This is a genomic window from Pseudomonas sp. 8O (assembly GCF_902506495.1).
GTDB classification, from domain to species: domain Bacteria; phylum Pseudomonadota; class Gammaproteobacteria; order Pseudomonadales; family Pseudomonadaceae; genus Aquipseudomonas; species Aquipseudomonas chaetocerotis.
This window is the reverse complement of record NZ_LR733264.1, coordinates 1,583,339-1,607,224: the sequence shown is the minus strand read 5'-3', so window position 1 is coordinate 1,607,224 and position 23,886 is coordinate 1,583,339. Positions and strand designations below refer to the sequence as shown.

Below are 23,886 nucleotides of genomic sequence, written 5' to 3'. Positions count from 1 at the left end.
TCAGGCCAGTTCCAGCCAGATCGGCGCATGGTCCGATGGTTTGTCCATACCGCGCAGGTCGTAGTCGATGCCGGCATCCTTGAAGCGCGTTTGTAGCGGCTGGCTGGCGAGGATCACGTCGATGCGCAGGCCGCGCTTGGGCTCGTCCTCGAAACCGCGGCTGCGGTAGTCGAACCAACTGAAGCGGTCATTCACTGCGGGGTTGAGATGGCGGAAGCTGTCCACCAGGCCCCAGCTCTTGAGGGTTGCCAGCCACTCGCGCTCTTCCGGCAGGAAGCTGCATTTGCCGGTTTTCAGCCAGCGCAGGCGATTGGGCTCGCCGATGCCGATGTCGCAATCTTCCGGGCTGATGTTGATATCGCCCATCACCACCAGCGCCTGCTGTGGATCGAAGCGCTCCACCAGCAATTGCTGCAGGTCGGCGTAGAAGCGCTGCTTGGCCGGGAATTTTACCGGGTGATCACGGCTTTCGCCCTGCGGAAAATAGCCGTTCATGACGGTGACCGGGTTGCCATTGGCATCGGCGAAGGTGCCGTATATGAAGCGGCGTTGGGCGTCTTCTCCATCGCCGGGAAAACCCTTGTGCAGGCTCAGCGGTTCCTGGCGCGAGAGCAGGGCGACGCCGTAGTGGCCTTTTTGGCCGTGGTAATGCACGTGGTAGCCGAGCTGGCGGATCTCGGCTTCGGGGAACTGCTCATCGGCCACCTTGGTTTCCTGCAGGCCGATAACATCCGGCTGGTGTTTGTCGATCAGGGCTTGCAGCTGATGAGGGCGCGCACGCAGGCCATTGATATTGAAGGAGACGATTTTCATGGGCAGCGGGTCCTGGGCTGACGGGCATGCCACGAGAGACACCCCGGATGACGAAAGCCTGCGCAGCATGCCCTTCCTCATCCGGCGCTTCGCGCCACCTTCTCCCGAAGGGCGAAGGGTGCAAGGAGGACGTCGCTACGCGACTTTCAGATTAAATCGCGATGCTAGCCGATCCTCGGCGCTCGCGGCCAGCGCCTGGCGGGTGTCATGCGGTGGTGCTAAGTTGGCTGGGACGCGCTTGGCCCACAACGCATAACAACAGAGGTCCGCCATGTCCAACAACGCTCCAGCAGAAGTGCGCATGCTCGATGGGGGTTACGCCCGCGAGGTCCGTTCGCTGCTCTATCATGCCTATCGTCATGAGCCGACCTTCGCTTATCTGTTCGAAGCGCAGCGGCCAGGTTTCGATCAGCGCGTACGCGCGACGATTCGCGAACTGGTACAGCGGCACTTCGCCGAAGATCTACCGGCAATCGGCCTGCTGATCGATGATCGTCTGATCGGCGCGGCACTGATCGCTCCACCGCAGCGCCGCCTGGATATCACCGAAAGCTGGGGTTGGCGTCTGCGCATGCTGCTGAGCACCGGCTTCAGCTGCACCAAGCGCTATCTCGAATACCACGATGCGGTGCTTACCAGTCTGCCGCCCGGGCCTTACCACGTGCTGCCGCTACTGGGTATTCACCCCGAGTTTCAGGGGCAACATCGCGGCGAGCAGTTGCTTGAAGCGCTGCATGACTGGTGCGCTCAGGACAGCGGCTCGCAAGGCGTGGTGCTGGACACCGGCAATGCTCGCTATCTGGAGTTCTACCGGCGCCAGGGCTACGAGGAAATCGGCGAGCTGGCCATTGGCCCTGTGATCGAGCACGTGTTCTTTCACCCCAATCCGCAACCTGTGGTCAGAGCCAGCGCCTGAATCCGGTTGGTTGGCGCACATGCAATGGCTCTGGCAAGGGCTCTGCTCCGTGATAGCATCCTCCGCCATGAGTGTATATGGACATTTTCAGCGCAGCCTGGCGCTGCTGCTGATCAGTACGGGCGCTTTCGCAGCGAGCGAACTGGACGTACGAATCACCCCGAGCAATTCGGCTCTCAAGGCCAATATTGAAGGCTATGTCGGCAGCTTCGATGGACGCGACGCACAGTCGTTGCGGCGTTTGCGTCGCATCGCCGAGAGCGAGGCCGACAAGGCGGCTCAGGCCTTGGGCTATTACCAGGCGCGCATTCGTAGCCGTATCGAGGAGGGCGAAAAGCCGCGCCTGGTACTCGAGGTGGAGCCCGGCGAACGCATTCGCCTGCGCAACGTCGATATCCGCATTGAAGGTCCGGCCAGCGAACTGCCAGCCTTTCGCGTACCCAGTGCCAGTCGTTTGAAAGCCGGTTCGGCGCTCAACCATGGACGTTACGAAGACGCCAAGCGGCTGATCCAGAATCAGGCCTCGCGCTACGGCTTCTTCGACGGTCGATTCTCGCGGCAGCGCCTGGAAGTCGATCCGCCGGCCGGGGTTGCCGATATCGAACTGGTGTTCGTCAGCGGGCCTCGCTACAGCCTGGGCGATATCGCCTTCAGCGGCGACTTCCCGTTCGATGAAGAGTTGCTGCTGCGCATGGTGCCGTTCGATCCGGACACACCTTACGACTCCGAGTTGATCGCCGAGCTGTATCAGGCGCTGCAGTCCAGCGGCTATTTCGAGTCGGTACGGGTCGATGCCATCCCGACTCAGGCCGACCAGTTGCGCATTCCCGTGACGGTGGCGCTGCAGGTGCGTGAGCCGCGCAGCATGGGGCTGGGGCTGGGATTTTCCACCGACGTCGGGCCGCGTCTGCGTGCCAACTGGACGCGTCACTGGCGCAATCCGCAGGGGCATAGCTACGGGGTTGAAACCGAATTGTCCGCACCGCGGCAGAACGTCGGTCTGTGGTACGACATTCCCGGTGATCCGCCGCTGACCGACAAGCTGCGCCTGGCCGGCGGCTATCAATATGAAGAGCTGGCCAGCAAGGACAGCTTGAGCCGGCTGCTCACCCTCGGCCCGGAATGGTACAGCCAGCGTCCTGGTGGCTGGCAACGCGTGCTGTCGGTGAAATGGCAGCGTGAGGAATATCGCCTGGGTGACGATTCAGGGCTGAGCACCCTGTTGATGCCGGGCGTCAGCTATTCGCTGCTGCACAGCGACAACCGCCTCGACCCGAACCAGGGCTATCGTGTGCAGTTCGACCTAAGCGGCGCTGTCGATGGCGTGCTGTCCGATGCCAATGTGCTGCATGGCAATGTGATGCTCAAGGGCCTGACCACCGTATTCGACAATCATCGCCTGTTGGGTCGGGTGCAGTTCGGCGGTACCGAAACCAATGGGTTCTCCGCCGTACCGCCGTCGCTGCGTTTCTTCGCCGGTGGCGATCAGAGTGTGCGCGGCTACGACTACCAGAGCCTGTCGCCGGAGAATAACCAGGGCGACAAGATCGGTGGCCGCTACCTGTTCGCCGCCAGTGCCGAGTACCAGTACAGCCTCACCGACAAATGGCGCCTGGCGACCTTCATCGACCAGGGCAATTCCTTCAATTCGCTGGACATTCCCACCTTGAAGACCGGGGTCGGCTTTGGCGTGCGTTGGGTTTCGCCGGTTGGCCCGCTGCGCCTGGACCTCGCCCATGCGCTGGATGACGACGGCGGCGTACGCCTGCATTTCTCCATGGGGCCTGAGCTATGACCCGGCGCCTGCTAAAAGGCTTGGCTGCCGGCGTGCTCTGTCTGGTGCTGGTGGTCGTCGCCGTGTTGTGGACGCTGCTCGGCACCCAGGCTGGCAGCCGCTGGCTGCTGGCGCAGGTGCCGGGCCTGCAGGTCGACAGCTTCACCGGACGCCTGGGCAGTGCCTGGCAGGCTGATGCGCTGATCTGGCAGCAGGGCGAGATGCGTGTGGAGTTGCAGCAGCTGGATATGGCCTGGTCGCCGTCCTGCTTCTTGCGACTGACCTTGTGCCTGGATCGCCTGCATCTGCAGCAGGTGGCCGTGACCCTGCCCGAAAGTGGGGAAGCCAGCGACGAGCCGCTTAGCCTGCCGAACCTCAAGCTGCCACTGCGCTTGCAACTGGGCGATATTCAGCTGGGCGAACTGCGCCTGGACGGCCAGGCGCAACTGAGCGATCTCCAACTGATCGCCAGTTGGAACGAGCAGGGCATGGAGCTGCAGCGTCTGGCCCTGCAGCGCGATGACCTGAGCCTGGACGTCAGCGGTCACCTGACACCGCAGGGCAATTGGCCGATGGCCCTGAGTGGCCGTCTGCAGTTACCGGAAGTCGATGGCAAGGCGTGGCAGGTGGCGCTGCAAGTGGGCGGCGAATTGCAACGCAGCCTGAAGGTCGAGGCCGATAGCAGCGGCTATCTCGACGCCCGCCTCGAAGGGCAGGTGCAGGCGCTGGCCGAACACCTGCCCGCCGAACTGCGCCTGACCAGCCAGAGTTTCCAGGCCAGCAGTGCTTTGCGGCAGACGCTGCACCTGCAGACGCTGACGTTGTCGGCAAAAGGTGACCTGAGCGGCGGCTATCGAATCGACGGTAGCGCCAATCTGCCCGCCGAGGAGGCGCCGATGCCGCTGACATTGCGCGGACGGGTCGATGCCAAGGGCGCGGACATCGAATTGCTGCGCATCGAGGCTGAGGATCAGCAGCACCTGCAGCTCACCGGAGTGCTCGCCTGGAGCGAGGCGTTTCAGGCCGACGCCACGCTCGATTGGCTGAATTTTCCCTGGCAGCGCCTGTACCCGCTGGACCAGTCACCACCCGTGGCATTGCAGCAACTTCAGGCCGAAGTCAGCTACAGCGAAGGCAATTACCTGGGTAACTTCGCTGCGCAATTGCAGGGGCCGGCGGGGGACTTCAGCCTGAGCAGTCCGGTCAGTGGCGATCTTGATCAGGTCAGTCTGCCGCAAGTGCAGTTGGTGGCCGGTCAGGGCCGCGCCGAGGGTGTGGTCAAGGTCGGTTTTGCCGAAGGTTTCGACTGGCAGGCCATGCTGCAGCTTCGCGCCCTCGACCCGGGTTACTGGCTGGCGCAGATGCCGGGCAACCTGGCCGGGCCGCTGAACACCTCGGGCAGCTTCAATGCCGGTGCGCTACAGGCCACGGCCAATATCGACCTCAATGGCCGCCTGCGAGGCCAGCCGGCGCAATTGCAGGTAAAGGGTGCCGGCGCTGGCGAGCAGTGGCAGCTCGAGCAGCTGCTGGTACGCATGGGCGACAACCGGATCAGCGGCAATGGCTCGCTGGATTCACGTCTGCGTGGTCAGTTGAAGCTGGCCTTGCCGCGTCTTGGACAGCTCTGGCCCGGTCTGCAAGGGCAGATGCAGGGCCAGCTGTCCCTGGCCGGCACCTTGCAGGCGCCGCAAGGCCAGCTTGCGCTGAGCGGTGAGCGCCTGGCCTTTGGTGACCCCAGCCTGCGGCGCCTGCAACTGGACGCGACGCTGGACTCCCGTCAGCAGGCGCGCATCGCCTTGAACGTGCGCGGTATCCGCATTGGCGACACCTATCTTGGGCGCTTGCAGGCCGATGGCCGTGGCGATCAGCGCCGCCAGGCGCTGGAGGTGGAGTTGCAAGGCCCGCTGCTGCAACTGGCCCTGGCCCTGGACGGCAACCTCAACGAGCAGGGCGATTGGCGCGGGCGCATTGCCAGTGGTCGCGTGCAGAGCGGTGGCCAGGACTGGCAACTGCAGCAGGCTGCGACTCTGGAGCGCCTGGCCAGCGGCCGCTTGAATCTCGGCGCGCATTGCTGGCAAGCCGGCGATGCCAGCCTGTGCGGCGGGCAGCAACGGCTGATGCCGCAGCCCAGCCTGGACTGGCGCCTGGAGAATTTCCCCCTGGCCAGCCTGCAACCCTGGCTGCCTGAGGATTTCGCCTGGCAGGGGCGCCTGGATGGTCAGCTCAAGGTCGATCTACCCGAGAGCGGCCCCAATGGCCAGGTCGTGCTCGATGCCGGTGCTGGCAATCTGCGTATTCGTCAGCCGGATGAAGAGCAGTGGCTGGATTTTCCCTACGACAGCCTGCGTCTGGACAGCACGCTGCGCCCGCGACGGGTAGAAAGCCAACTGCGTTTCGTCAGCGCCCGCCTGGGTGAGTTGGTGTTGCAAGCGCAGATCGATCCGCGCCCGGCGAACAAGCCGGTCAGCGGTGAGTTTCGCCTTGGCGGTTTCGATCTGGCCGTACTGCGTCCTTTCGTGCCGATGGCGGAAAAGCTTGAAGGCAAACTGCAGGGCAACGGCAGCATAACCGGCCATCTGTTGGCCCCCCAGATCAATGGCCAACTGCGTCTGGACGGCGGCGAGCTGTCCGGGAGCGAACTGCCGATCAGCCTTGAGAACCTGCAATTGCAGGCGTTGATCGCGGGCGAGCAGGTGCAGCTCTCCGGCGACTGGCGCAGCGGTGAGCAGGGGCGTGGCAATCTACGAGGCGAATTGACCTGGCGTGAGGGGTTGAGCGGCGATCTGGCGGTGCAGGGGCAGCGCTTGCCGGTGAAGGTCGAGCCCTATGCCGAGTTGGAAGTCGAGCCTGATCTGCAATTGCAGCTGCGCGCCCAGCGCCTGGCCGTCAGTGGCAAGGTGGGCGTGCCGCGTGGCCTGATCAGCGTACGTGAACTGCCGCCTTCTACGGTGAAGGTCTCTGGTGATGCGCGGGTGGTTGGAAGTGAAGTGCCCGAAGCCGAGCAGGGCATGGGTATCGCCATGGATGTCGATGTCGAAGTGGGGCAGGACAAGCTGGCGTTCAGCGGTTTCGGCCTGACTGCCGACCTGCGTGGGCGTGTACACATCGGCGATAACCTCGATACTCGCGGTGAGCTGGACCTGGTCAAGGGTCGCTATCGCGCCTACGGCCAGCGCCTGACCATTCGGCGCGCGCGACTGTTGTTTACCGGCCCTATCGATCAGCCGTTCCTCGATGTGGAAGCGATTCGTCGGGTCGACACGGTCGTCGCGGGTATCCGCCTGTCCGGCAGTGCCGAGCAGCCCAGCACCACGGTCTTCGCCGAGCCGGCCATGAGCCAGGAGCAGGCGCTGTCCTATCTGGTGCTGGGCCGGCCTTTGGGGCAGAGCGCCGGTGACAACAGCATGCTTGGTCAGGCCGCGCTGGCGCTCGGTCTGGCCGGCAGCAGTTCGCTCACCACCAGCCTGGCGAACCGCCTGGGTATTCAGGATTTCCAGCTCGACACCGAGGGCAGTGGCGTGACTACCAGCGTGGTGGCCAGCGGCAATATCACCGAGCGTCTCAGTCTTCGTTATGGCGTAGGTGTGTTCGAGCCGGCCAACACCATCGCCCTGCGTTACGAGCTTAGCCGGCGCCTGTACCTTGAGGCCGCCAGCGGCCTGGCCAGTTCGCTCGATCTGTTCTACCGACGGGATTTCTGATGGGCGCGCGGTCTTTTGCTAAATCCCTACTTGACCGCGGGTGTATCGCCGGCGCTTCTGCGCTAGTCTGGACGCATGGTCGGGCCGTGACCTGCCATTCGATGGACCCTTCGCCTCGGCGAATCCCATGTCACACATTTGCCCTTCAACTCCCTGAACGATAAGGAAACTCCCATGGCGCAAGTCACTCTCAAAGGCAACCCGGTGCAGGTCGATGGTCAACTGCCGCAGACCGGCCAACAGGCGCCGGCCTTCAGCCTGGTCGCTGGCGACCTGAGCGACGTCACCCTGGCCAGCCTGGCCGGCAAGCGCAAGGTGCTGAACATCTTCCCCAGCGTTGACACCCCAACCTGCGCCACCTCCGTGCGCAAGTTCAATGCCGAAGCCGGCCAACTGAACAACACCGTGGTGCTGTGCATCTCCGCTGACCTGCCATTCGCCCAGGCGCGCTTCTGCGGTGCCGAAGGCCTGGACAGCGTGGTCAACCTGTCCAGTCTGCGCGGTGCCGACTTCCTCAAGAACTACGGCGTGGCCATTGCCAGCGGCCCGCTGACCGGTCTGGCTGCTCGCGCGGTAGTCGTGCTGGATGAAAACGACAAGGTGCTGCACAGCGAGCTGGTCGGCGAAATCGCCGACGAGCCGAACTATGCAGCTGCCTTGGCCGCGCTCAAGTAAGCGGCACGCAAAAAACAGACGGCCTGCTTTGCAGGCCGTTTTTATTTGTGTACCCAAACGAACGTCCGGGCACCTCGACAGTCTCTTGCCAGCGCAAGAATTTATTGCGGACACAAACAGTTAGTAACGTAAGGGGAGGGTAAAAAGCGGGTAAATGGGCTTTGCTTGACGCGGGCCAGTGCTTATCGTGCCGACTCCCATCAAAAGTGATATTGCGCCTGCCATGTCGAATGCTTCCCTGTCCTCCTCGAATTCCTCCCGCCAATGGCTGATCGGCCTGGCCCTGCTCGCCATTTTGCTTCTGCTGCTGTGGTGGTTCTGGCCGAGCACGCCAGAAAGCCAGCAGATGGGCCGTGGTCGTTTCGGCGATATGGGCCCGGTGCCGGTGCGCCTGGCCGAGGTCAAACAGGGTGAGTTCGCCATCGAACTCAAGGCGCTTGGCACGGTAACGTCCTACAACACGGTCAATGTGCGCTCGCGGGTCGACGGGGAACTGGTCAAGGTGCTGTTCGACGAGGGCCAGCAGGTCAAGGCTGGCGACCTGCTGGCGGTGATCGACCCACGTCCTTATAAGGTGGCCTTGCAGCAGGCGCAGGGGGCGTTGCAGGAAAACCAGGCGCAACTGAAGAACGCCGAGCTGGATCTGCAGCGTTACAAGGGGCTGTATGAAGAAGACAGCATCGCCAAGCAGACCCTGGATACGCAGCAGGCGCTGGTCAATCAGTACCGTGGCAGCCTGCAGAGCAACCAGGCCGACGTCGCCACGGCCAAACTCAACCTCGACTTTACCCAGATTCGCGCGCCCATCGACGGTCGCCTGGGGTTGCGTCAGCTGGATATAGGCAATCTGGTCAGCAGCGGTGATACCACGCCGCTGGTGGTGATTACCCAGGCCGATCCTATCTCGGTGATCTTCACCATCCCCGAGGGTGACCTGCCTGCCGTGCTGCAGCGCCGCCGCGACGGCGCGACCCTGGCCGTCGAGGCCTGGGACCGTGGCGAGCGCATGAAACTGGCCGAGGGCGTGCTGGAAAGCCTGGATAACCAGATCGACACCACCACCGGTACGGTCAAACTCAAGGCGCGCTTCGACAACGCCGAGCAGATGCTCTTCCCCAACCAGTTCGTCAACGTGCGTCTGCGCGTTGAAACCCGCGAGGCCGCCACTATCGTCCCATCTGCTGCGGTGCAGTTCGGCACCCAGGGCACCTTCGTCTATGTCGTGGGTGACGATAACAAGGTGAGCATCCGTCCGGTCACCATCGTCGCCAGCGATGCTGAACGCAGCATGGTCAACGAGGGCGTGCAGCAGGGCGAGCGGGTGGTCATGGAGGGCACCGACCGCCTGCGTGACGGCAGCGAAGTGGAGGTGGTCGACCCGACTGCCGTGCAGGAATCCGACAGCGAGGGGCAGGCTGAGCCTGGCCGGGCCGCCGCGCGGAACGACGCATGAACATCTCCCGCCCCTTCATCCTGCGGCCGGTCGCCACCACGCTGTTGATGGTGGCGATCTTCCTCAGTGGCCTGATCGCCTATCGCCTGCTGCCGGTGTCGGCGCTGCCGGAGGTGGATTATCCGACCATCCGCGTGCTGACCCTGTACCCAGGCGCCAGCCCGGATGTGATGACCAGTGCCGTGACGGCGCCGCTGGAGCGCCAGTTCGGGCAGATGGCCGGGCTCAAGCAGATGTCCTCGACCAGCTCGGGTGGCGCCTCGGTGATCACCCTGCGCTTCAACCTGGACGTTTCCCTGGCGGTGGCCGAGCAGGAAGTGCAGGCAGCGATCAACGCGGCGAGCAACCTGCTGCCCGGCGATCTGCCGGCGCCGCCGGTATACAACAAGGTCAACCCGGCCGACACGCCGGTGCTGACCCTGGCGATAAGTTCGGCGACGATGCCGCTGCCGCAGGTCAACGACCTGGTCGATACCCGCCTGGCGCAGAAACTGGCGCAAACCAGCGGTGTCGGCCTGGTGACCCTGGCCGGCGGGCAACGTCCGGCGGTGCGCATTCGCGTCAACCCGGAGGCGCTCGCTTCCTATGGGCTTAGCCTTGCCGATGTGCGCAGCCTGATCACCGCCAGCAATGTCAATCAGCCCAAGGGTAACTTCGATGGACCCACGCGAGTTTCCCAGCTCGATGCCAACGACCAGCTGAAATCCGTCGAGGAATACCGCGAGCTGATCCTCCACTATGAGAACGGCTCGGCGCTACGCTTGAAGGATGTCGCCGAGATCCTCGATGGCGCCGAGAACGAGCGCCTGGCTGCCTGGGCCAACCGCAATCAGGCGGTACTGGTCAACGTGCAGCGCCAGCCTGGCGCCAACGTGATCGACGTGGTCGACCGTATCCAGACCCTGTTGCCGCACCTGACCGAAGGCCTGCCGGCCAGCGTCGAAGTCAAGGTGCTTACCGACCGTACGCAGACCATCCGTGCAGCGGTGCGTGACGTGCAGCACGAGCTGCTGCTGGCCATCGCCCTGGTGGTGATGGTGACGTTCCTGTTCCTGCGCAAGCTGTCGGCGACCATCATCCCGTCCATCGTCGTGCCGCTGTCGCTGATCGGCACCTTCGGCGTGATGTACCTGGCAGGCTTCACCATCAACAACCTGACGCTGATGGCGCTGACCATCGCCACTGGCTTCGTGGTCGACGATGCCATCGTCATGCTGGAGAACATCGCCCGTCATCTGGAGGAGGGTGAAACGCCGCTGAACGCCGCGCTCAAGGGTGCCCGGCAGATCGGCTTCACCCTGGTTTCGCTGACCCTGTCGCTGATTGCCGTACTGATTCCGTTGCTGTTCATGGCCGATGTGGTCGGCCGGTTGTTCCGCGAGTTCGCCATCACCCTGGCCGTGGCCATCATGATTTCCCTGGTGGTGTCGCTGACTCTCACGCCGATGATGTGCGCGCGCCTGCTCAAGGCCGAGAAACCCGATCAGGAAGGGCGCTTCTATCACGCCGCTGGTGGCGCCATCGATGCGATGATCGAGCGCTATGGCGTGTGCTTGCAGTGGGTGCTCAAGCATCAGCCGCTGACCCTGCTGGTGGCCGTGGCGACCCTGGGGCTGACCGTGCTGCTGTATATGGCGGTGCCCAAGGGCTTCTTCCCGGTGCAGGACACCGGCGTGATCCAGGGCATTTCCGAGGCGCCACAGTCGATCTCCTTTGCCGCCATGAGCGAGCGTCAACAGCGTCTGGCGGATGTGATCCTGCGCGATCCGGCAGTGGCCAGCCTGTCCTCGTCGATTGGCGTCGACGGCGACAACCCGACGCTCAACAGCGGCCGCCTGCTGATCAACCTGAAGACCCACGCCGAACGTGATGTCACCGCCAGCGAGGTGATCGAGCGTCTGCGTCCGGAGTTGGCGAAGATTCCCGGTATCGAGCTGTTCATGCAGCCGGTGCAGGACCTGACCATCGAAGATCGCATCAGCCGCACCCAGTTCCAGTTCACCCTGGAATCGCCTGACAACCAGTTGCTGGAAACCTGGACGCCGCGTCTGGTCGAAGTGCTGCGCGAGCAGCCAGAGCTGACCGACGTGGCCAGCGACCTGCAGAACCGTGGCTTGCAGGTGTACCTGGATATCGACCGCGACGCCGCCGCGCGCTTGGGCATCAACGTTGGCACCATCGACAATGCCCTGTACGACGCTTTCGGCCAGCGCCAGATCAGCACCATCTACACCCAGGCCAGCCAGTACCGCGTGGTGCTGGAAAGTCGCGATGGCGGGCGTATCGGCCTGGCCGCGCTGCGCCAGATCCATGTGGCCACCGGTGACGGCCAGCAGGTGCCGCTGTCGTCCCTGGCGCATATCGAGGAGCGCCCGGCCAGTCTGCTGATCAACCATATCGGGCAGTTCCCGGCGGTGACCCTGTCGTTCAACCTGGCGCCGGGCGTCTCGCTGGGCGAAGCGGTCGCCGTGATCGAGCGGGTCGAGCAGGAAATCGGCCTGCCCGGTGGCATCGACACCCAGTTCCAGGGTGCTGCCGAAGCGTTCCGCGCATCGCTGTCGTCGACCTTGCTGCTGATCCTGGCGGCCATCGTCACCATGTACATCGTGCTTGGCGTGCTTTACGAGAGCTACATCCACCCGATCACCATACTTTCCACCTTGCCTTCAGCGGGTGTCGGGGCACTGCTGGCGCTATTGCTGACGGGTAACGACCTGGGATTGATCGCCATCATCGGCATCATCCTGCTGATCGGTATCGTCAAGAAGAACGCGATCATGATGATCGACTTCGCCCTCGAGGCCGAGCGCAACCAGGGCATGGCGCCAGAAGCGGCGATCTACCAGGCGGCGCTGCTGCGCTTTCGGCCGATCCTGATGACCACCCTGGCAGCGCTGTTCGGCGCCATTCCGCTAATGCTCGCCTCGGGCTCAGGCGCCGAGTTGCGCCAGCCGTTGGGCCTGGTGATGGTCGGGGGCCTGCTGGTCAGCCAGGTGCTGACGCTGTTCACCACGCCGGTGATCTACCTGTACTTCGATCGCCTGTCGCGGCGGGCCACGGGGCGCAGCGCGTCGGGGGTGGCGGTATGACCCAGGCCCGTAGGAGCGGCTTCAGCCGCGAACAGGCGGGGGCAGGGGATTCGCGGCTGAAGCCGCTCCTACGTGATCGGCGAAGCCTTGGCGGGGCCCATCACGCATGAACCTCTCCGCCCCCTTTATCCGCCGCCCGGTGGCGACCCTGCTGCTGAGCCTGGCGATCATGCTGCTCGGTGGCGTCAGCTTCGGCCTGCTGCCGGTGGCGCCGCTACCGCAGATGGATTTCCCCACCATCACCGTGCAGGCCAGCCTGCCAGGGGCCAGTCCGCAGATCATGGCCTCGACCGTGGCCACGCCGCTGGAGCGCTCGCTCGGCTCGATTGCCGGGGTCAGCCAGATGAACAGCCGCAGCAGCCAGGGCAGCACGCGGATCATGATCCAGTTCGATCTGGACAAGGACATCAACACCGCCGCGCGCGAGGTCCAGGCGGCGATCAACGCGGCGCGCGAACTGCTGCCCAGCGGCATGCGCACCATGCCCAACTACCGCAAGATCAACCCGTCACAGGCACCGATCATGGTGCTGTCGTTGAGCAGTACCACGCTGAACAAGGGCCAGCTGTACGACGTGGCCTCGACCATCCTGGCGCAGAAGCTGTCCCAGGTTGGCGGCGTGGGCGAGGTGCAAGTCGGTGGTAGTTCGCTGCCAGCGGTACGGGTTTCCCTGGAGCCGCGCCTGCTCGATCACTATGGCATCGCGCTGGACGAAGTGCGCCAGACCATCGCGGCCAGCAACGTCCTGCGTCCCAAGGGCGCGGTCGAGGATGCACAGCGCCGCTGGCAGGTACAGGCCAACGATCAGTTGGCCAAGGCCGCCGATTACCTGCCGATGATCATCCGCTACCAGGATGGCGCCGCCGTGCGCCTGGGCGACGTGGCCACGGTTACCGATGGCGTCGAGGACCGCTATAACAGCGGCTTCTACAACGACAAGGAGGCGGTGCTGCTGGTGATCAACCGGCAGAGCGGGGCGAATATCCTGCAGACCATCAGCGACATCCGTGCCGAGCTGCCGGCGCTGCGCGAGGTGATCCCCGCCAGCGTCGAGCTGGAGGTGGCGATGGATCGCTCGCCGGTTATCCGCGCCACCCTGCACGAGGCCGAACAGACCCTGCTGATTGCCGTGGGCCTGGTGATCCTGGTGGTGTTGGCGTTTCTCGGGCGCTGGCGCGCAGCACTGATTCCGGCGCTGGCGGTGCCGGTTTCGCTGATCGGCAGTTTCGCCGCCATGTACCTGCTGGGTTTCTCGCTGAACAACCTGTCGCTGATGGCGCTGATCATCGCCACCGGGCTGGTGGTGGACGATGCCATCGTCGTGCTGGAGAACATCGCCCGGCACATCCATAACGGCGAGAAGCCGATGGCAGCGGCCTTCAAAGGCACGCGCGAGGTGGGGTTCACCCTGCTGTCGATGAACCTGTCGCTGGTGGCGGTGTTCATCTCCATCCTGTTCATGGGCGGTATCGTCGAACGGCTGTTCCGCGAGTTCTCCATCACCCTGGCAGTGGCGGTGGTGATTTCCCTGCTGGTGTCGTTGACGTTGACGCCGATGCTGTGCGCGCGCTGGCTCAAGGCCGAGGACGAACAGCCACGCGGACGTCTGCAGCAATGGGGCGACCGCCTGCAGGCACGGGTTCTGGCCGTCTACGGGCGTTCGTTGGACTGGGCGCTGCGCCATTCGCTGCTGATGGTGATCAGCCTGCTGGCCACCATCGCGCTGAACGTCTACCTGTTCGTCAGCATCCCCAAGACCTTCATGCCGCAGCAGGATACCGGCCAGTTGATCGGTTTTATCCGTGGTGATGACGGCCTGTCGTTCCAGGTCATGCAGCCGAAGATGGAGATTTTCCGCAATGCCGTCTTGGCCGACCCGGCGGTGGACAGTGTGGCTGGCTTTATCGGTGGCTCGGGGGGAATCAACAACGCCTTCATGATCGTGCGGCTAAAGCCAGTGGAGGAGCGTGGCGTGTCATCGCAGCAGGTCATCAATCGCCTGCGCGCCACTGTGCCGAAAGTGCCCGGTGGGCGCATGTTCCTCATGCCGGATCAGGATCTGCAGATCGGTGGGCGCGAGGGGCGCAGCTCGGAGAACGAATACATGCTGCTCTCGGGCGATCTCGACGTCTTGCGGACGTGGCTGCCGAAGGTGCGTGATGCGCTGCGCGCGTTGCCCGAGCTGACCGATATCGACGCCAACGAGAACGAGGGCGCCCAGCAGATTCGCCTGGTGGTCGACCGCGAGGCTGCGCAGCGTCTGGGCGTCGAGATGAGCATGATTACCGCCGTGCTCAACAACGCCTTCAGCCAGCGTCAGGTTTCCACCATCTACGAGGCGCTGAACCAGTACAGCGTGGTGATGGAGATCAACCCGCGCTACGCCCAGCATCCCGAGGCGCTGGACCAGATTCAGCTGATCACCGCTGATGGCGCACGGGTGCCACTGTCCACCTTCGCCCGTTGGGAGCGCAGCCTGGAAGAGGACCGGGTCAACCACCAGGGCCAGTTCGCCGCCGAAAACATCGGCTTCTCCCTGGCCGAGGGTGTCAGCCTCGATCAGGCCAGTCGCGCCATCGAAGCCGCCGTGGCGCGGGTCGGTCTACCCACCGAAGTGCAGGGCATGATGGGGGGCACTGGCGCTGCGTTCCAGCAGACCCAGGGCAATCAGCCGCTGATGATCCTGCTGGCACTGGTGGTGGTGTACATCGTGCTGGGCGTGCTCTACGAGAGTTACGTGCATCCGCTGACCATTCTCTCTACCTTGCCCTCGGCCGGGGTTGGCGCCTTGCTCGCGCTGCAACTGGTCGGCATGGAGTTCAGCCTGATTTCGCTGCTGGGCCTGTTCCTGCTGATCGGTATCGTCAAGAAGAACGCCATCCTGATGGTCGATCTGGCCCTGCAATTGGAGCGGGGCGAACGCCTCAGCCCGCAGGAGTCGATTCGCCAGGCCTGTCTGCTGCGTTTCCGACCGATCATGATGACCACCCTGGCTGCGATTCTTGGCGCCTTGCCGCTGGTGCTAGGCAGTGCCGAGGGTTCGGAGATGCGCCAGCCGCTGGGTATCACCATCGTCGGTGGCCTGGTGTTGAGCCAGATGCTGACCCTCTACACCACTCCGGTGGTCTACCTCTACTTCGACCGTCTGCGCCATCGCGTCAATCGCTGGCGCGGCGTGCGCACCGATGCTTCGTTGGAAAATCCGCTATGAACCGAGCTCCTTTCGCCCGAACCCTCGTCTCCCTGCTGCTGGCCGGCGTGCTTGGCGGCTGCGCCCTGGGCCCTGATTATCAGCGCCCTGAACTGGCGCCGCCTGCGCAGTTCAAGCAGGTCGAAGGCTGGAAGGCGGCCGTACCGGCAGACGCCCTGGAACGTGGCAACTGGTGGGCACTGTATGGCGATGCCGAGCTCAATGCGCTCGTCGAACGCCTGCAACTGTCCAACCAGAACCTGGCGGCAGCCGAGGCCCAGTATCGCCAGGCGCGAGCACTGGTGCGCGGTGCGCGGGCCAGCTTCTATCCAACATTGTCCGGCAGCGCCGGGGTGACCCGAGCCGGGCAGGGCGGCGGTGACAGCACCCTGCGCACCGCCGATGGAGTGAGTATCAGTGGTTCCAACGCATCGAGTATCTCGAAAAGCTACGAGCTGGGGCTCAATGCCGCCTGGGAACTGGATGTCTGGGGCAAGCTGCGCCGTGGCCTGGAGTCCAGTCGTGCCGAGTTCGACGCCAGCGCCGCCGACCTGGCCGCAGCGCGCCTGAGCCTGCAGAGCGAGTTGGTGCAGAACTACCTGCAACTGCGCATCCTCGACGAACAGAAGCGGCTGCTCGACGCCACCGTAGCGGCATACGCGCGCTCTCTGCGCCTGACCGAGAACCAGTATCGGGCCGGTATCGTGCCCAAGTCCGACGTGAGCCAAGCCACCACCCAGCTCAAGAGTACGCAGGCGCAGGCCATCGATCTCGATTGGCAGCGCGCGCAGCTCGAACATGCCATTGCCGTGCTGGTCGGCGTCAGCCCCGCCGAACTGTCCATCGCACCGCGCCAAAGCCTGCCAGCACTGCCCGAGGTACCCGTGGCACTGCCGTCGCAGTTGCTCGAGCGCCGCCCTGACGTTGCCGCTGCCGAACGCCGGGTGATTGCTGCCAACGCGCAGATCGGCGTGGCGGAGGCGGCCTGGTTCCCCGATCTGAGCATCTCGGCCAGCGGTGGCTATCGTGGCAGCAGCTTCGCCGACTGGATCGAGGTGCCCAACCGCTTCTGGTCGCTCGGCCCGCAACTGGCACTGACTCTGTTCGACGGCGGCGCGCGGCGTGCGGAGCTGGAACGTAGCGAAGCGGCCTATGACCAGACCGTGGCGCAATACCGCCAGGCCGTGCTGGACAGCTTCCGTGAGGTGGAGGATTACCTGGTGCAGTTGCGCGTGCTGGAGCAGGAGAGCGGGGTGCAGCAGGAGGCGCTGGATGCGGCGCGCGAGTCGCTGCGCCTGATCGAGAACCAGTACCGCGCCGGTACCGTCGACTACAACAGCGTGGTCACCGTGCAGGCGACCGCACTGAACAACGAGCGCACCAACCTCACGCTTCTCGGTAGTCGACTGACGGCCAGTGTGCAGTTGATCGCTGCCCTTGGTGGCGGCTGGCAGGTGGAGCGGCTACACCAGCAGGCTGCACAGTAAGTAACGGAAGTAATCAGCCGGCATGGCGGTTTTTCGCCATGCCGGCTGATAGTCACTCGCGGTGCTTGCGATTGACCGTCTGCGCCGCCTTGATCACGTCACTGCCAATCTGCCCCTGGAACTGTTCCCATACCGGACGCATCGCGTCACGCCAGGCCTGGCGCTGTTCGGCGGTCAGGTTGATGACCTGGCTGCGACCAGAATCCACGATGCGCTGGCGGTCGGCCTGGTTGGCAGCTTCGGCCTGTTTGTTCACCGCGTAGGTGACCTCATCGATGATGGCTTCCAGCTCCATCCGGATATGATGCGGGATGCCGTACCAGAAGCGCGAATTGCTCACCAGCATGTAGTCCAGCACGCCATGGTTGGTTTCGCTGATGAAGGGCTGTACTTCATGCAACTTCTGGCTATAGATGTTCGACCAGGGGTTTTCCGCCCCCTGCACCTGGCCGCTCTGCAGCGCTTTGAAGACCTCGGAGAAGGGCAGTTTCTGACTATTTGCGCCCACCTGGCCGAATTGTGCCTCCAGTACCGCCGACGGCTGAATGCGGAAGCTCAGGCCATTGGCATCCCCGGGCATGTTCAGCGCGCGAGTGGCGGAAAGCTGCTTCATGCCGTTGTGCCAGTAAGCCAGGCCGACGATGTTGTGCTCTTCCATCGAGCGCAGCAACTGGCGGCCCTTGGCGCGTTTCTGGAAGCGGTTGACCGCATCCAGGTCATCGAACAGGAACGGCAGGTCGAACACCTGCAGTTGCTTGGTGTACTGCTCGAACTTCGCCAGAGACGGCGCCAGCAACTGAACATCGTTGTTGCGCAGGGCTTCCAGCTCATTGGCGTCGCCGAAGAGGCTGGAGTTCGGGTAGACCTCGACCTTCACCTTGCCGGCCAGCCGTTCCTCGACCAGTTGCTTGAACAGCAGTGCGCCCTGGCCCTTGGGAGTGGCATCGGTCACGACATGGGAGAACTTGATCAGGATAGGTTCATCGGCCAGCGCGGCAGTGCTGCTGAGAGAGGCGAGCACCATGGCGCAGACGGCCATGACGCGAACGGTATTGAACATACTGCTTCCTTTTCTTCTTGTCAGGTTGTGGAGCCTTTCGGCTGCATCGTGTTGGTCACTTTGGCGGTCGCTCAGGCCCTGGTAGCTATCGTGGCTTGAGCGAAGCTGGCGACTCACCATCGCAAGGCTTATGCCAGTGTGGCGAAATTCCGCCAACCTGCCTGGCGTGTGAAAAGGGCTGTGACGTGTCGCACATTGGATGGCGGATATCCGCCATCTGTGCGCCAGGAAAAAGCGGAAACTTGCCGGTTTCAGCGAAGGTCTTGTGAATTCGGTCAGCTTGTTATCCTGGGGGCCGCGATTGAAATCGAGGAGTGATGTGATGAGTTGGTCCGCCCAGCAGTATTCCCTGTTCGAACGCCAGCGTACCCGCCCTGTGCATGATCTGCTGGCGGCTGTGCCGTGTGATGACGTCGAGCTGGCCGTCGACCTGGGCTGCGGCCCCGGTAATTCCACTGCGGTACTGCAAGCGCATGCGCCTGAGGCTCGGGTGATCGGTATCGACAGCAGTGAAGACATGCTGCGCGCTGCGCGTGAGCGGCTGCCGCAGGTTAGCTTCCAGTTGGCGGATATCCAGCACTGGCAGGCCGACAGCGCACCGCAGTTGATCCTGGCCAATGCCTCGCTGCAATGGCTGCCTGATCACGCGCAGCTCTATCCAAGGTTGCTGGCGCAACTGGCGCCGGGTGGTTGGCTGGCGATCCAGACACCGGACAACCTGCAGGAGCCGGCGCATCGCCTGGCCCGTGAAGTGGCCGCCGAGGGACCGTGGGCTGCGCGAATCGGCGAGGTGCGTCATGCCGAGCGGCATCGGGCGCAAACCTACTACGACATCCTTGGCGCCCAGGCCAGCGAACTGGATATCTGGCGTACCACCTACTTCCATGTGCTGGACAATGCCGCGGCGGTGGTGGAGTGGTTCAAGTCAACGGCGTTGCTGCCGTTCCTGCAGCCGCTGGATGCCGAGCAGCAGGCGGCTTTCCTCGAACGCTATCAGGCGGCGATCAGCGAAGCCTATCCGGCGCAGGCCGATGGCCGGGTGTTGCTGCCGTTTCCACGGCTGTTTCTGGTGGCCCGGCGGTAGCCCGGATGCAATCCGGGGCAGGTGACTGTCGCGGCTGAGGCCCTGGGCGCGATCGATTTGAATGGTAGCGCGCTCTTCAATGCTGGGTTCGGCACAAGACATAGGTGCAGCACGGTACCGGAAAGGTCAGGTGTTGCACTCAGTTTTTGCCGTCGCCTAGATACGTCATGGCTATGCAGCAGATGCTCCAGCGTCAATTCAACGACCGTGTTGCACCTGGCTCCTGCAACCGGCGGATTTTAAGACAAATCTTATAGATCGCCGAGCGCTTGTCGCTTATAAACGCCATCAGATAGGGGTTCAGATCGTTGCGCGCATCGCTATCGTCGATTGCCGATGGCTGCGCGTGCTTGCATTAACAAGGGAACTGTAAGGCAGGGCCACGATGGCATCTGATAGTTTTCAGAATGAAGTTCCAAAGGCGCGGGTCAATATCAAACTTGATCTGCATACCGGTGGAGCGCAAAAGAAGGTCGAGTTACCGCTCAAGTTGATGGTCATGGGTGACTACAGCAATGGCCGAGAGCAGCGCCCGCTGCCTGAGCGCAGTAAAGTCGACATCAACAAAAATAATTTCAACAGTGTACTGGCCGAATTTCACCCGAGCGTGAAGCTGGCCGTGCCCAATACACTCGTTGACGATGGCTCTGACGCCTCTCTCGATCTGACCTTCCGCAACATGAAGGACTTCGAGCCTGAACAAGTGGCTCGCCAGATTCCTGAGCTACGCGCGATGCTGGCCATGCGTAACCTGCTGCGCGACCTCAAATCCAACCTGCTCGACAACGCCACCTTCCGCCGAGAGCTGGAACGCATCCTCAAGGACGACGCCCTGAGCGACAAGTTACGCAACGAGCTGGCTCAGTTGGCCCCCAAGACCGCTAATTAATATCAAGGAGTGACTTATGTCTGCATCTGCGGAAGGAGTTTTCGCGCCTGCCTGCTGCTCGACAGTGGCGCGCGCAATATCGACAGCCTGCTCAACCAGCAAATCCTGCCGGTGCTGAGCCAGCAACTGCTGCAGCGCCAAGCCAGCCAGCGCAAAGCCACCGCCGTCACCCTGGGTTACAGCGCTGACGACGGCATCGCCCTGGCATTCAGCGAAGAGCCCCTGGCTCTCGAACGCGCGGAGGTCTGACCCATGCTCAGCGAGATACGCACCTTCTTCGACCACAGCCGGCATACGCTCACGGTGGATGGCCAGAACGCCCCGTTGGACGTGCTCGCGTTTTCCGGCACCGAGGCACTCAGCGAGACCTTTTGCTATGCCATCGAGGTGACCAGTCCGAGTCTCGACATCGCCGCCGACACCCTGCTCGGCAAGGATGCCAGCTTCAGTCTGCACGCAGCGCCACCAGCGCTGACCATTCGCGGCTACACGCCGCCAGCGCTCGCACCGCTGCGCACCTTGCACGGGGTCATCACACAATTCCGGCGTCTCTCGGCCTCCAGGGACGAAGCCCGTTACGAGCTCACGCTGGAGCCGCGCCTGTCGCTGCTGGATAAGACCTGCCAGTACCGCATCTACCAGAACCAGAGCGTGCCCGAGGTGGTGGAAACCATCCTGCGGCGACATGGATGGCGCGGGCAGGATTTCCTCATCGACCTCGGCAGAACGTACAAGCAGCATGACCAACTGCTGCAGTACGGCGAGTCGGACCTTGCCTACATCAAGAGGCTCTGTGCGGAGCGCGGCATCTGGTTCTGCTTCAGCATGGACGCGCGCTTGAAAATCGACGTGGTCGAGTTCAAGGACTCGCCCATGCACTACCAACGCGATATCAGCCTGCCGCTGCGGCCCCTGAGCGGGCTGCAAGCCACCGGCCAGGATGCCGTCTGGGACCTGCAAGCCAGTCACCAGGTCATCCAGCAACGGGTCAGCACCCGCGCCTACTACTCGCGCGATGCCGGCGCCAACCTTGACGGCCAGGCCGACCTGACGCGTGGCGCCGCCACCACCTACGGCGAGGCCTACCACTACGCCGACGAGCACTACCAGAGCCTCGGCGATCCCCATGCCCGTGGCGATGAGGAAGACCACGCCGAAAGCGGCATCTTCTACGCGCAACTGGCCCACGAGCGCTACCTGAATGACCAGCTCCGCCTGAGCGGCACCAGCAGCGACGCCGCCCTGGCCCCCGGCTGGGTGCTCAAGGTGACAGGCGGCGCACCGGCAGCGTTCAGCGAAGGCGCCCTGATCGTCCGCACCCACTGCACGGCTGCCCGCGATCGCAGCTTCGACGTCCGCTTCGAAGCCATCCCCGACGGCAACATCGCCTTCCGCCCGCCGGTGCCGACCAAGCCGCGCATCGCCGGCACCGTGCCCGCGCGCATCACCAGCCCGCAGCGCAACGACCCCTACAGCCATATCGATGGCGAAGGGCGCTACCGCGTCAACTTCCTGTTCGACCGGGATACCTGGCCAGCCGGCCGCGAAAGCATGTGGCTGCGCCTGGCGCGCCCCTATGCCGGCGACACCTATGGCTTGCACATGCCCTTGCTGGCCGGCACCGAAGTGGCGGTGGCCTTCGAGCAGGGCGACCCCGACCGCCCGTTCATCGCCCATGCCCTGCACACCAACCTCGAGCCTGACCACGTCACCATCCACAACCACAAGCGCAACGTACTGAGAACGCCCACCAACAACAAAATTCGCCTGGACGACACGCGCGGTCAGGAACACATCAAGATCAGCACCGAGTACTCGGGCAAGAGCCAGCTCAACCTGGGGCATCTGGTGGATGCCAAGAAGCACAAGCGCGGCGAAGGCTTCGAGCTGCGCACTGATGGCTGGGGCGCCATCCGCAGCGGCAAGGGTATCTTCATCAGCGCCGACGAACAGCCCCGCGCGGGCGGCCAGGTGCTCGCCATGCAGGAAGCCGTCGCTCGGCTCAAGCAGGCCGGCGATGAAATCCAGAAGCTCTCCGCCGACGCTGAAACCGCCAAAGCCGACCCGGCGGATGTTCAGGCGCAGTTGACCCTGCTCAGCGAACGCCTGGACAAACTGCAAGCCTCGGTAGCACTGATCAGCGCCCCGCAGGGTATTGCCGTGACCAGCGGCCACCACCTGCAACTGGCCGCCGAGCGCAATCTGATGCTCAACGCCGGCAACGAAGCTGACATCAGCGTGGTCAAGCGCCTGTTCATTGGTGTGGGTGAAGGCCTGAGCCTGTTCGTGCGCAAGCTGGGCATGAAGCTCATCGCCAACCAGGGTGCGGTGCAGATTCAGGCGCAGAACGACCGCATGGAAATTCTCGCGCGCATGGGGCTGGACATCGTCAGCAGCGAAGATGAAATCCACATCACCGCGAAGAAGAAAATCCTCCTCAACGCCGCTGGCACCTACATCAGCATGGACCAGCACGGTATCGAGTCCGGCACCCAGGGCGACTACCTGATCAAGTCGGCGCAGTTCGATCATCAAGGGCCGGCCAGCATGCCGGCTACGCATCCCGATTATCCGAAGCTCGAATCCGCGCAGCGCTTGCGCCTGCGCATTCCGCAGACACCCAACTCCCCGCAGCAGGTCTGGGCCGGCATGCCCTACACGCTCTATGCCGACGGCCAGGAGTTGCAAAAGGGCGTGATCGATGACACGGGGTACCTGGCCTTCGATCATCAGGTGGTTACTCGGAACTACCGGCTGGTGATGGCCAACGGCGTCAGCTACCAGATACCGATTGCCACCGACTACCGCAATCCTGAGCAGGGGCACTTGGCCAATCAGGGGTTGCACCACCACACCTTCCGGCCAGACCCGCAGGTCAACCAGCCATCCTCCCATACCGATATCCGCAAGCTCTACGCGTCCTTATTCAAAGGCGCGGAAAACGCAGATCAGGCGGACGGCACAAGCACAGGCCCCGGCGAGGATGGGCCGGGTAAATGGCTGACACAGGAAACCGACTATCACGGTATCCAGAACACTGGCCAAATGTTTCTCAACCGTCTCTTCTCCCTGGGAGACGAGGGGCGACTCTTTGGCTCGGACGGAAAGGACTACGAAAACACCAAGCGCACCTTGATCCAGGAATGGGTGCCGCTGTCGGCGGAGGAAGAGCATCTCAGGACACGTTCTGTCGTACGTCGTTACGGCGAAGTCAGGCGAATCAAGCAGACGTTTCTGGAGGGGCCTGATAGCTGGCAGGTATCCGGCAAGTCCTGGCACTGGCAGCCGGTGACGGCCAATACCGTCTACGAGTTCGAAGGAACACCTGTATGACGCTCACGAGCAAACAGACACTGCGAATCTGGGGCGCGTTGGATCTGTTCCAGCTTGTCTGGTACAGCCTTCACAGTTGGAGAGCCGGCCGCACACCCTATCTCAGCGATCTATTCGATTTGCAGGCGCTGGGTGAACACGTGGGCGCGCCACTCTTGAGCGTCGGCCTGGTTGCCTGGTCTTTGCAACTCTCCATCGCCATGACCGCCGTGGGCTTTCTTCTGGCCTATCGCCCCACCCGTTACCTGGGCATGGCGCAGATTCCGCTACGGCTGTTCTTCATTCTTCCCTCCTTGTCACCGCTCTTGTTGCTGGCGGGCCACCTGCCGGGCCTTCTGATGCTGGCACTGACCATCGGCTCGGAGATGTTCAAAGCCTGGAATCTATGGAGGCGAGCGTAATGGCAGGCCTATGGCAGTACA

14 protein-coding genes and 1 pseudogene are annotated in these 23,886 nt (G+C 63.4%); 13 read left to right on the top strand and 2 right to left on the bottom strand.

Annotated elements, in window-relative coordinates; all coding sequences use genetic code 11:
- Complete coding sequence (xthA, locus tag GV002_RS10115; RefSeq protein ID WP_160018160.1) at window positions 1-813, bottom strand: exodeoxyribonuclease III; 813 nt, start codon at window positions 811-813, stop codon at window positions 1-3.
- A 271-nt stretch (window positions 814-1,084) separates the two neighbouring features.
- Between xthA and GV002_RS10110 the strand changes: the two genes are divergently transcribed.
- The 8 genes from GV002_RS10110 (at window position 1,085) to GV002_RS10075 (ending at window position 17,098) form a co-directional block, all read left to right on the top strand.
- A complete protein-coding gene (locus GV002_RS10110; protein ID WP_160018159.1) occupies window positions 1,085-1,729 on the top strand; it encodes a GNAT family N-acetyltransferase in 645 nt (214 codons plus the stop codon).
- A gap of 67 nt (window positions 1,730-1,796) precedes the next feature.
- Window positions 1,797-3,524: an autotransporter assembly complex protein TamA gene (locus GV002_RS10105; RefSeq protein WP_160018158.1), complete on the top strand. Its 1,728-nt coding sequence runs from the start codon at window positions 1,797-1,799 to the stop codon at window positions 3,522-3,524.
- A complete protein-coding gene (locus tag GV002_RS10100; protein WP_160018157.1) occupies window positions 3,521-7,204 on the top strand; it encodes a translocation/assembly module TamB domain-containing protein in 3,684 nt (1,227 codons plus the stop codon). The genes GV002_RS10105 and GV002_RS10100 overlap by 4 nt, the downstream gene beginning before the upstream one ends.
- A gap of 174 nt (window positions 7,205-7,378) precedes the next feature.
- Complete coding sequence (tpx, locus tag GV002_RS10095) at window positions 7,379-7,879, top strand: thiol peroxidase (protein ID WP_160018156.1); 501 nt, start codon at window positions 7,379-7,381, stop codon at window positions 7,877-7,879.
- A 223-nt stretch (window positions 7,880-8,102) separates the two neighbouring features.
- Window positions 8,103-9,332, top strand: a complete 1,230-nt coding sequence (locus GV002_RS10090; RefSeq protein WP_160018155.1) for an MdtA/MuxA family multidrug efflux RND transporter periplasmic adaptor subunit — start codon at window positions 8,103-8,105, stop codon at window positions 9,330-9,332.
- Window positions 9,329-12,421 carry an MdtB/MuxB family multidrug efflux RND transporter permease subunit gene (locus GV002_RS10085; RefSeq protein ID WP_160018154.1) on the top strand — a complete coding sequence of 1,031 codons (3,093 nt, stop codon included), beginning with the start codon at window positions 9,329-9,331 and terminating at the stop codon, window positions 12,419-12,421. The genes GV002_RS10090 and GV002_RS10085 overlap by 4 nt, the downstream gene beginning before the upstream one ends.
- A gap of 106 nt (window positions 12,422-12,527) precedes the next feature.
- A complete protein-coding gene (locus GV002_RS10080) occupies window positions 12,528-15,632 on the top strand; it encodes a multidrug efflux RND transporter permease subunit (protein WP_160018153.1) in 3,105 nt (1,034 codons plus the stop codon).
- Window positions 15,629-17,098 carry an efflux transporter outer membrane subunit gene (locus GV002_RS10075; protein ID WP_160018152.1) on the top strand — a complete coding sequence of 490 codons (1,470 nt, stop codon included), beginning with the start codon at window positions 15,629-15,631 and terminating at the stop codon, window positions 17,096-17,098. The genes GV002_RS10080 and GV002_RS10075 overlap by 4 nt, the downstream gene beginning before the upstream one ends.
- A 52-nt stretch (window positions 17,099-17,150) precedes the next feature.
- On the opposite strand, the gene GV002_RS10070 is transcribed toward GV002_RS10075, so the two are convergent.
- Window positions 17,151-18,158, bottom strand: a complete 1,008-nt coding sequence (locus GV002_RS10070) for a TRAP transporter substrate-binding protein (protein ID WP_160018151.1) — start codon at window positions 18,156-18,158, stop codon at window positions 17,151-17,153.
- Window positions 18,159-18,480: 322 nt separating this feature from the next.
- On the opposite strand from GV002_RS10070, the gene tam reads away from it, so the two are divergent.
- The 5 genes and pseudogenes from tam (at window position 18,481) to GV002_RS10045 (ending at window position 23,865) form a co-directional block, all read left to right on the top strand.
- A complete protein-coding gene (tam, locus tag GV002_RS10065; protein ID WP_160018150.1) occupies window positions 18,481-19,242 on the top strand; it encodes a trans-aconitate 2-methyltransferase in 762 nt (253 codons plus the stop codon).
- A gap of 385 nt (window positions 19,243-19,627) precedes the next feature.
- Window positions 19,628-20,131 carry a type VI secretion system contractile sheath small subunit gene (gene tssB / locus GV002_RS10060; RefSeq protein WP_160018149.1) on the top strand — a complete coding sequence of 168 codons (504 nt, stop codon included), beginning with the start codon at window positions 19,628-19,630 and terminating at the stop codon, window positions 20,129-20,131.
- Between the two features lie 45 nt (window positions 20,132-20,176).
- Window positions 20,177-20,380: pseudogene (locus tag GV002_RS10055) on the top strand (hypothetical protein); the annotation flags it as partial.
- A 3-nt stretch (window positions 20,381-20,383) separates the two neighbouring features.
- Entirely contained in the window at window positions 20,384-23,464 is a 3,081-nt protein-coding gene (locus GV002_RS10050; protein ID WP_160018147.1) for a type VI secretion system Vgr family protein, read from the top strand.
- Complete coding sequence (locus GV002_RS10045; protein ID WP_160018146.1) at window positions 23,461-23,865, top strand: hypothetical protein; 405 nt, start codon at window positions 23,461-23,463, stop codon at window positions 23,863-23,865. The genes GV002_RS10050 and GV002_RS10045 overlap by 4 nt, the downstream gene beginning before the upstream one ends.
- The last annotated feature ends 21 nt before the right edge of the window (window positions 23,866-23,886 follow it).

What these genes read in the sequence shown, in the direction of transcription:
- GV002_RS10050 (WP_160018147.1), top strand. Translation starts at nt 20,384, where the DNA reads ATGCTCAGCGAGATACGCACCTTCTTCGACCACAGCCGGCATACGCTC.
- GV002_RS10070 (WP_160018151.1), bottom strand. Translation starts at nt 18,158, where the DNA reads ATGTTCAATACCGTTCGCGTCATGGCCGTCTGCGCCATGGTGCTCGCC.
- GV002_RS10085 (WP_160018154.1), top strand. Translation starts at nt 9,329, where the DNA reads ATGAACATCTCCCGCCCCTTCATCCTGCGGCCGGTCGCCACCACGCTG.
- GV002_RS10045 (WP_160018146.1), top strand. Translation starts at nt 23,461, where the DNA reads ATGACGCTCACGAGCAAACAGACACTGCGAATCTGGGGCGCGTTGGAT.
- tam (WP_160018150.1), top strand. Translation starts at nt 18,481, where the DNA reads ATGAGTTGGTCCGCCCAGCAGTATTCCCTGTTCGAACGCCAGCGTACC.
- GV002_RS10090 (WP_160018155.1), top strand. Translation starts at nt 8,103, where the DNA reads ATGTCGAATGCTTCCCTGTCCTCCTCGAATTCCTCCCGCCAATGGCTG.
- tssB (WP_160018149.1), top strand. Translation starts at nt 19,628, where the DNA reads ATGGCATCTGATAGTTTTCAGAATGAAGTTCCAAAGGCGCGGGTCAAT.
- GV002_RS10100 (WP_160018157.1), top strand. Translation starts at nt 3,521, where the DNA reads ATGACCCGGCGCCTGCTAAAAGGCTTGGCTGCCGGCGTGCTCTGTCTG.
- xthA (WP_160018160.1), bottom strand. Translation starts at nt 813, where the DNA reads ATGAAAATCGTCTCCTTCAATATCAATGGCCTGCGTGCGCGCCCTCAT.
- GV002_RS10080 (WP_160018153.1), top strand. Translation starts at nt 12,528, where the DNA reads ATGAACCTCTCCGCCCCCTTTATCCGCCGCCCGGTGGCGACCCTGCTG.
- GV002_RS10105 (WP_160018158.1), top strand. Translation starts at nt 1,797, where the DNA reads ATGAGTGTATATGGACATTTTCAGCGCAGCCTGGCGCTGCTGCTGATC.
- GV002_RS10075 (WP_160018152.1), top strand. Translation starts at nt 15,629, where the DNA reads ATGAACCGAGCTCCTTTCGCCCGAACCCTCGTCTCCCTGCTGCTGGCC.
- tpx (WP_160018156.1), top strand. Translation starts at nt 7,379, where the DNA reads ATGGCGCAAGTCACTCTCAAAGGCAACCCGGTGCAGGTCGATGGTCAA.
- GV002_RS10110 (WP_160018159.1), top strand. Translation starts at nt 1,085, where the DNA reads ATGTCCAACAACGCTCCAGCAGAAGTGCGCATGCTCGATGGGGGTTAC.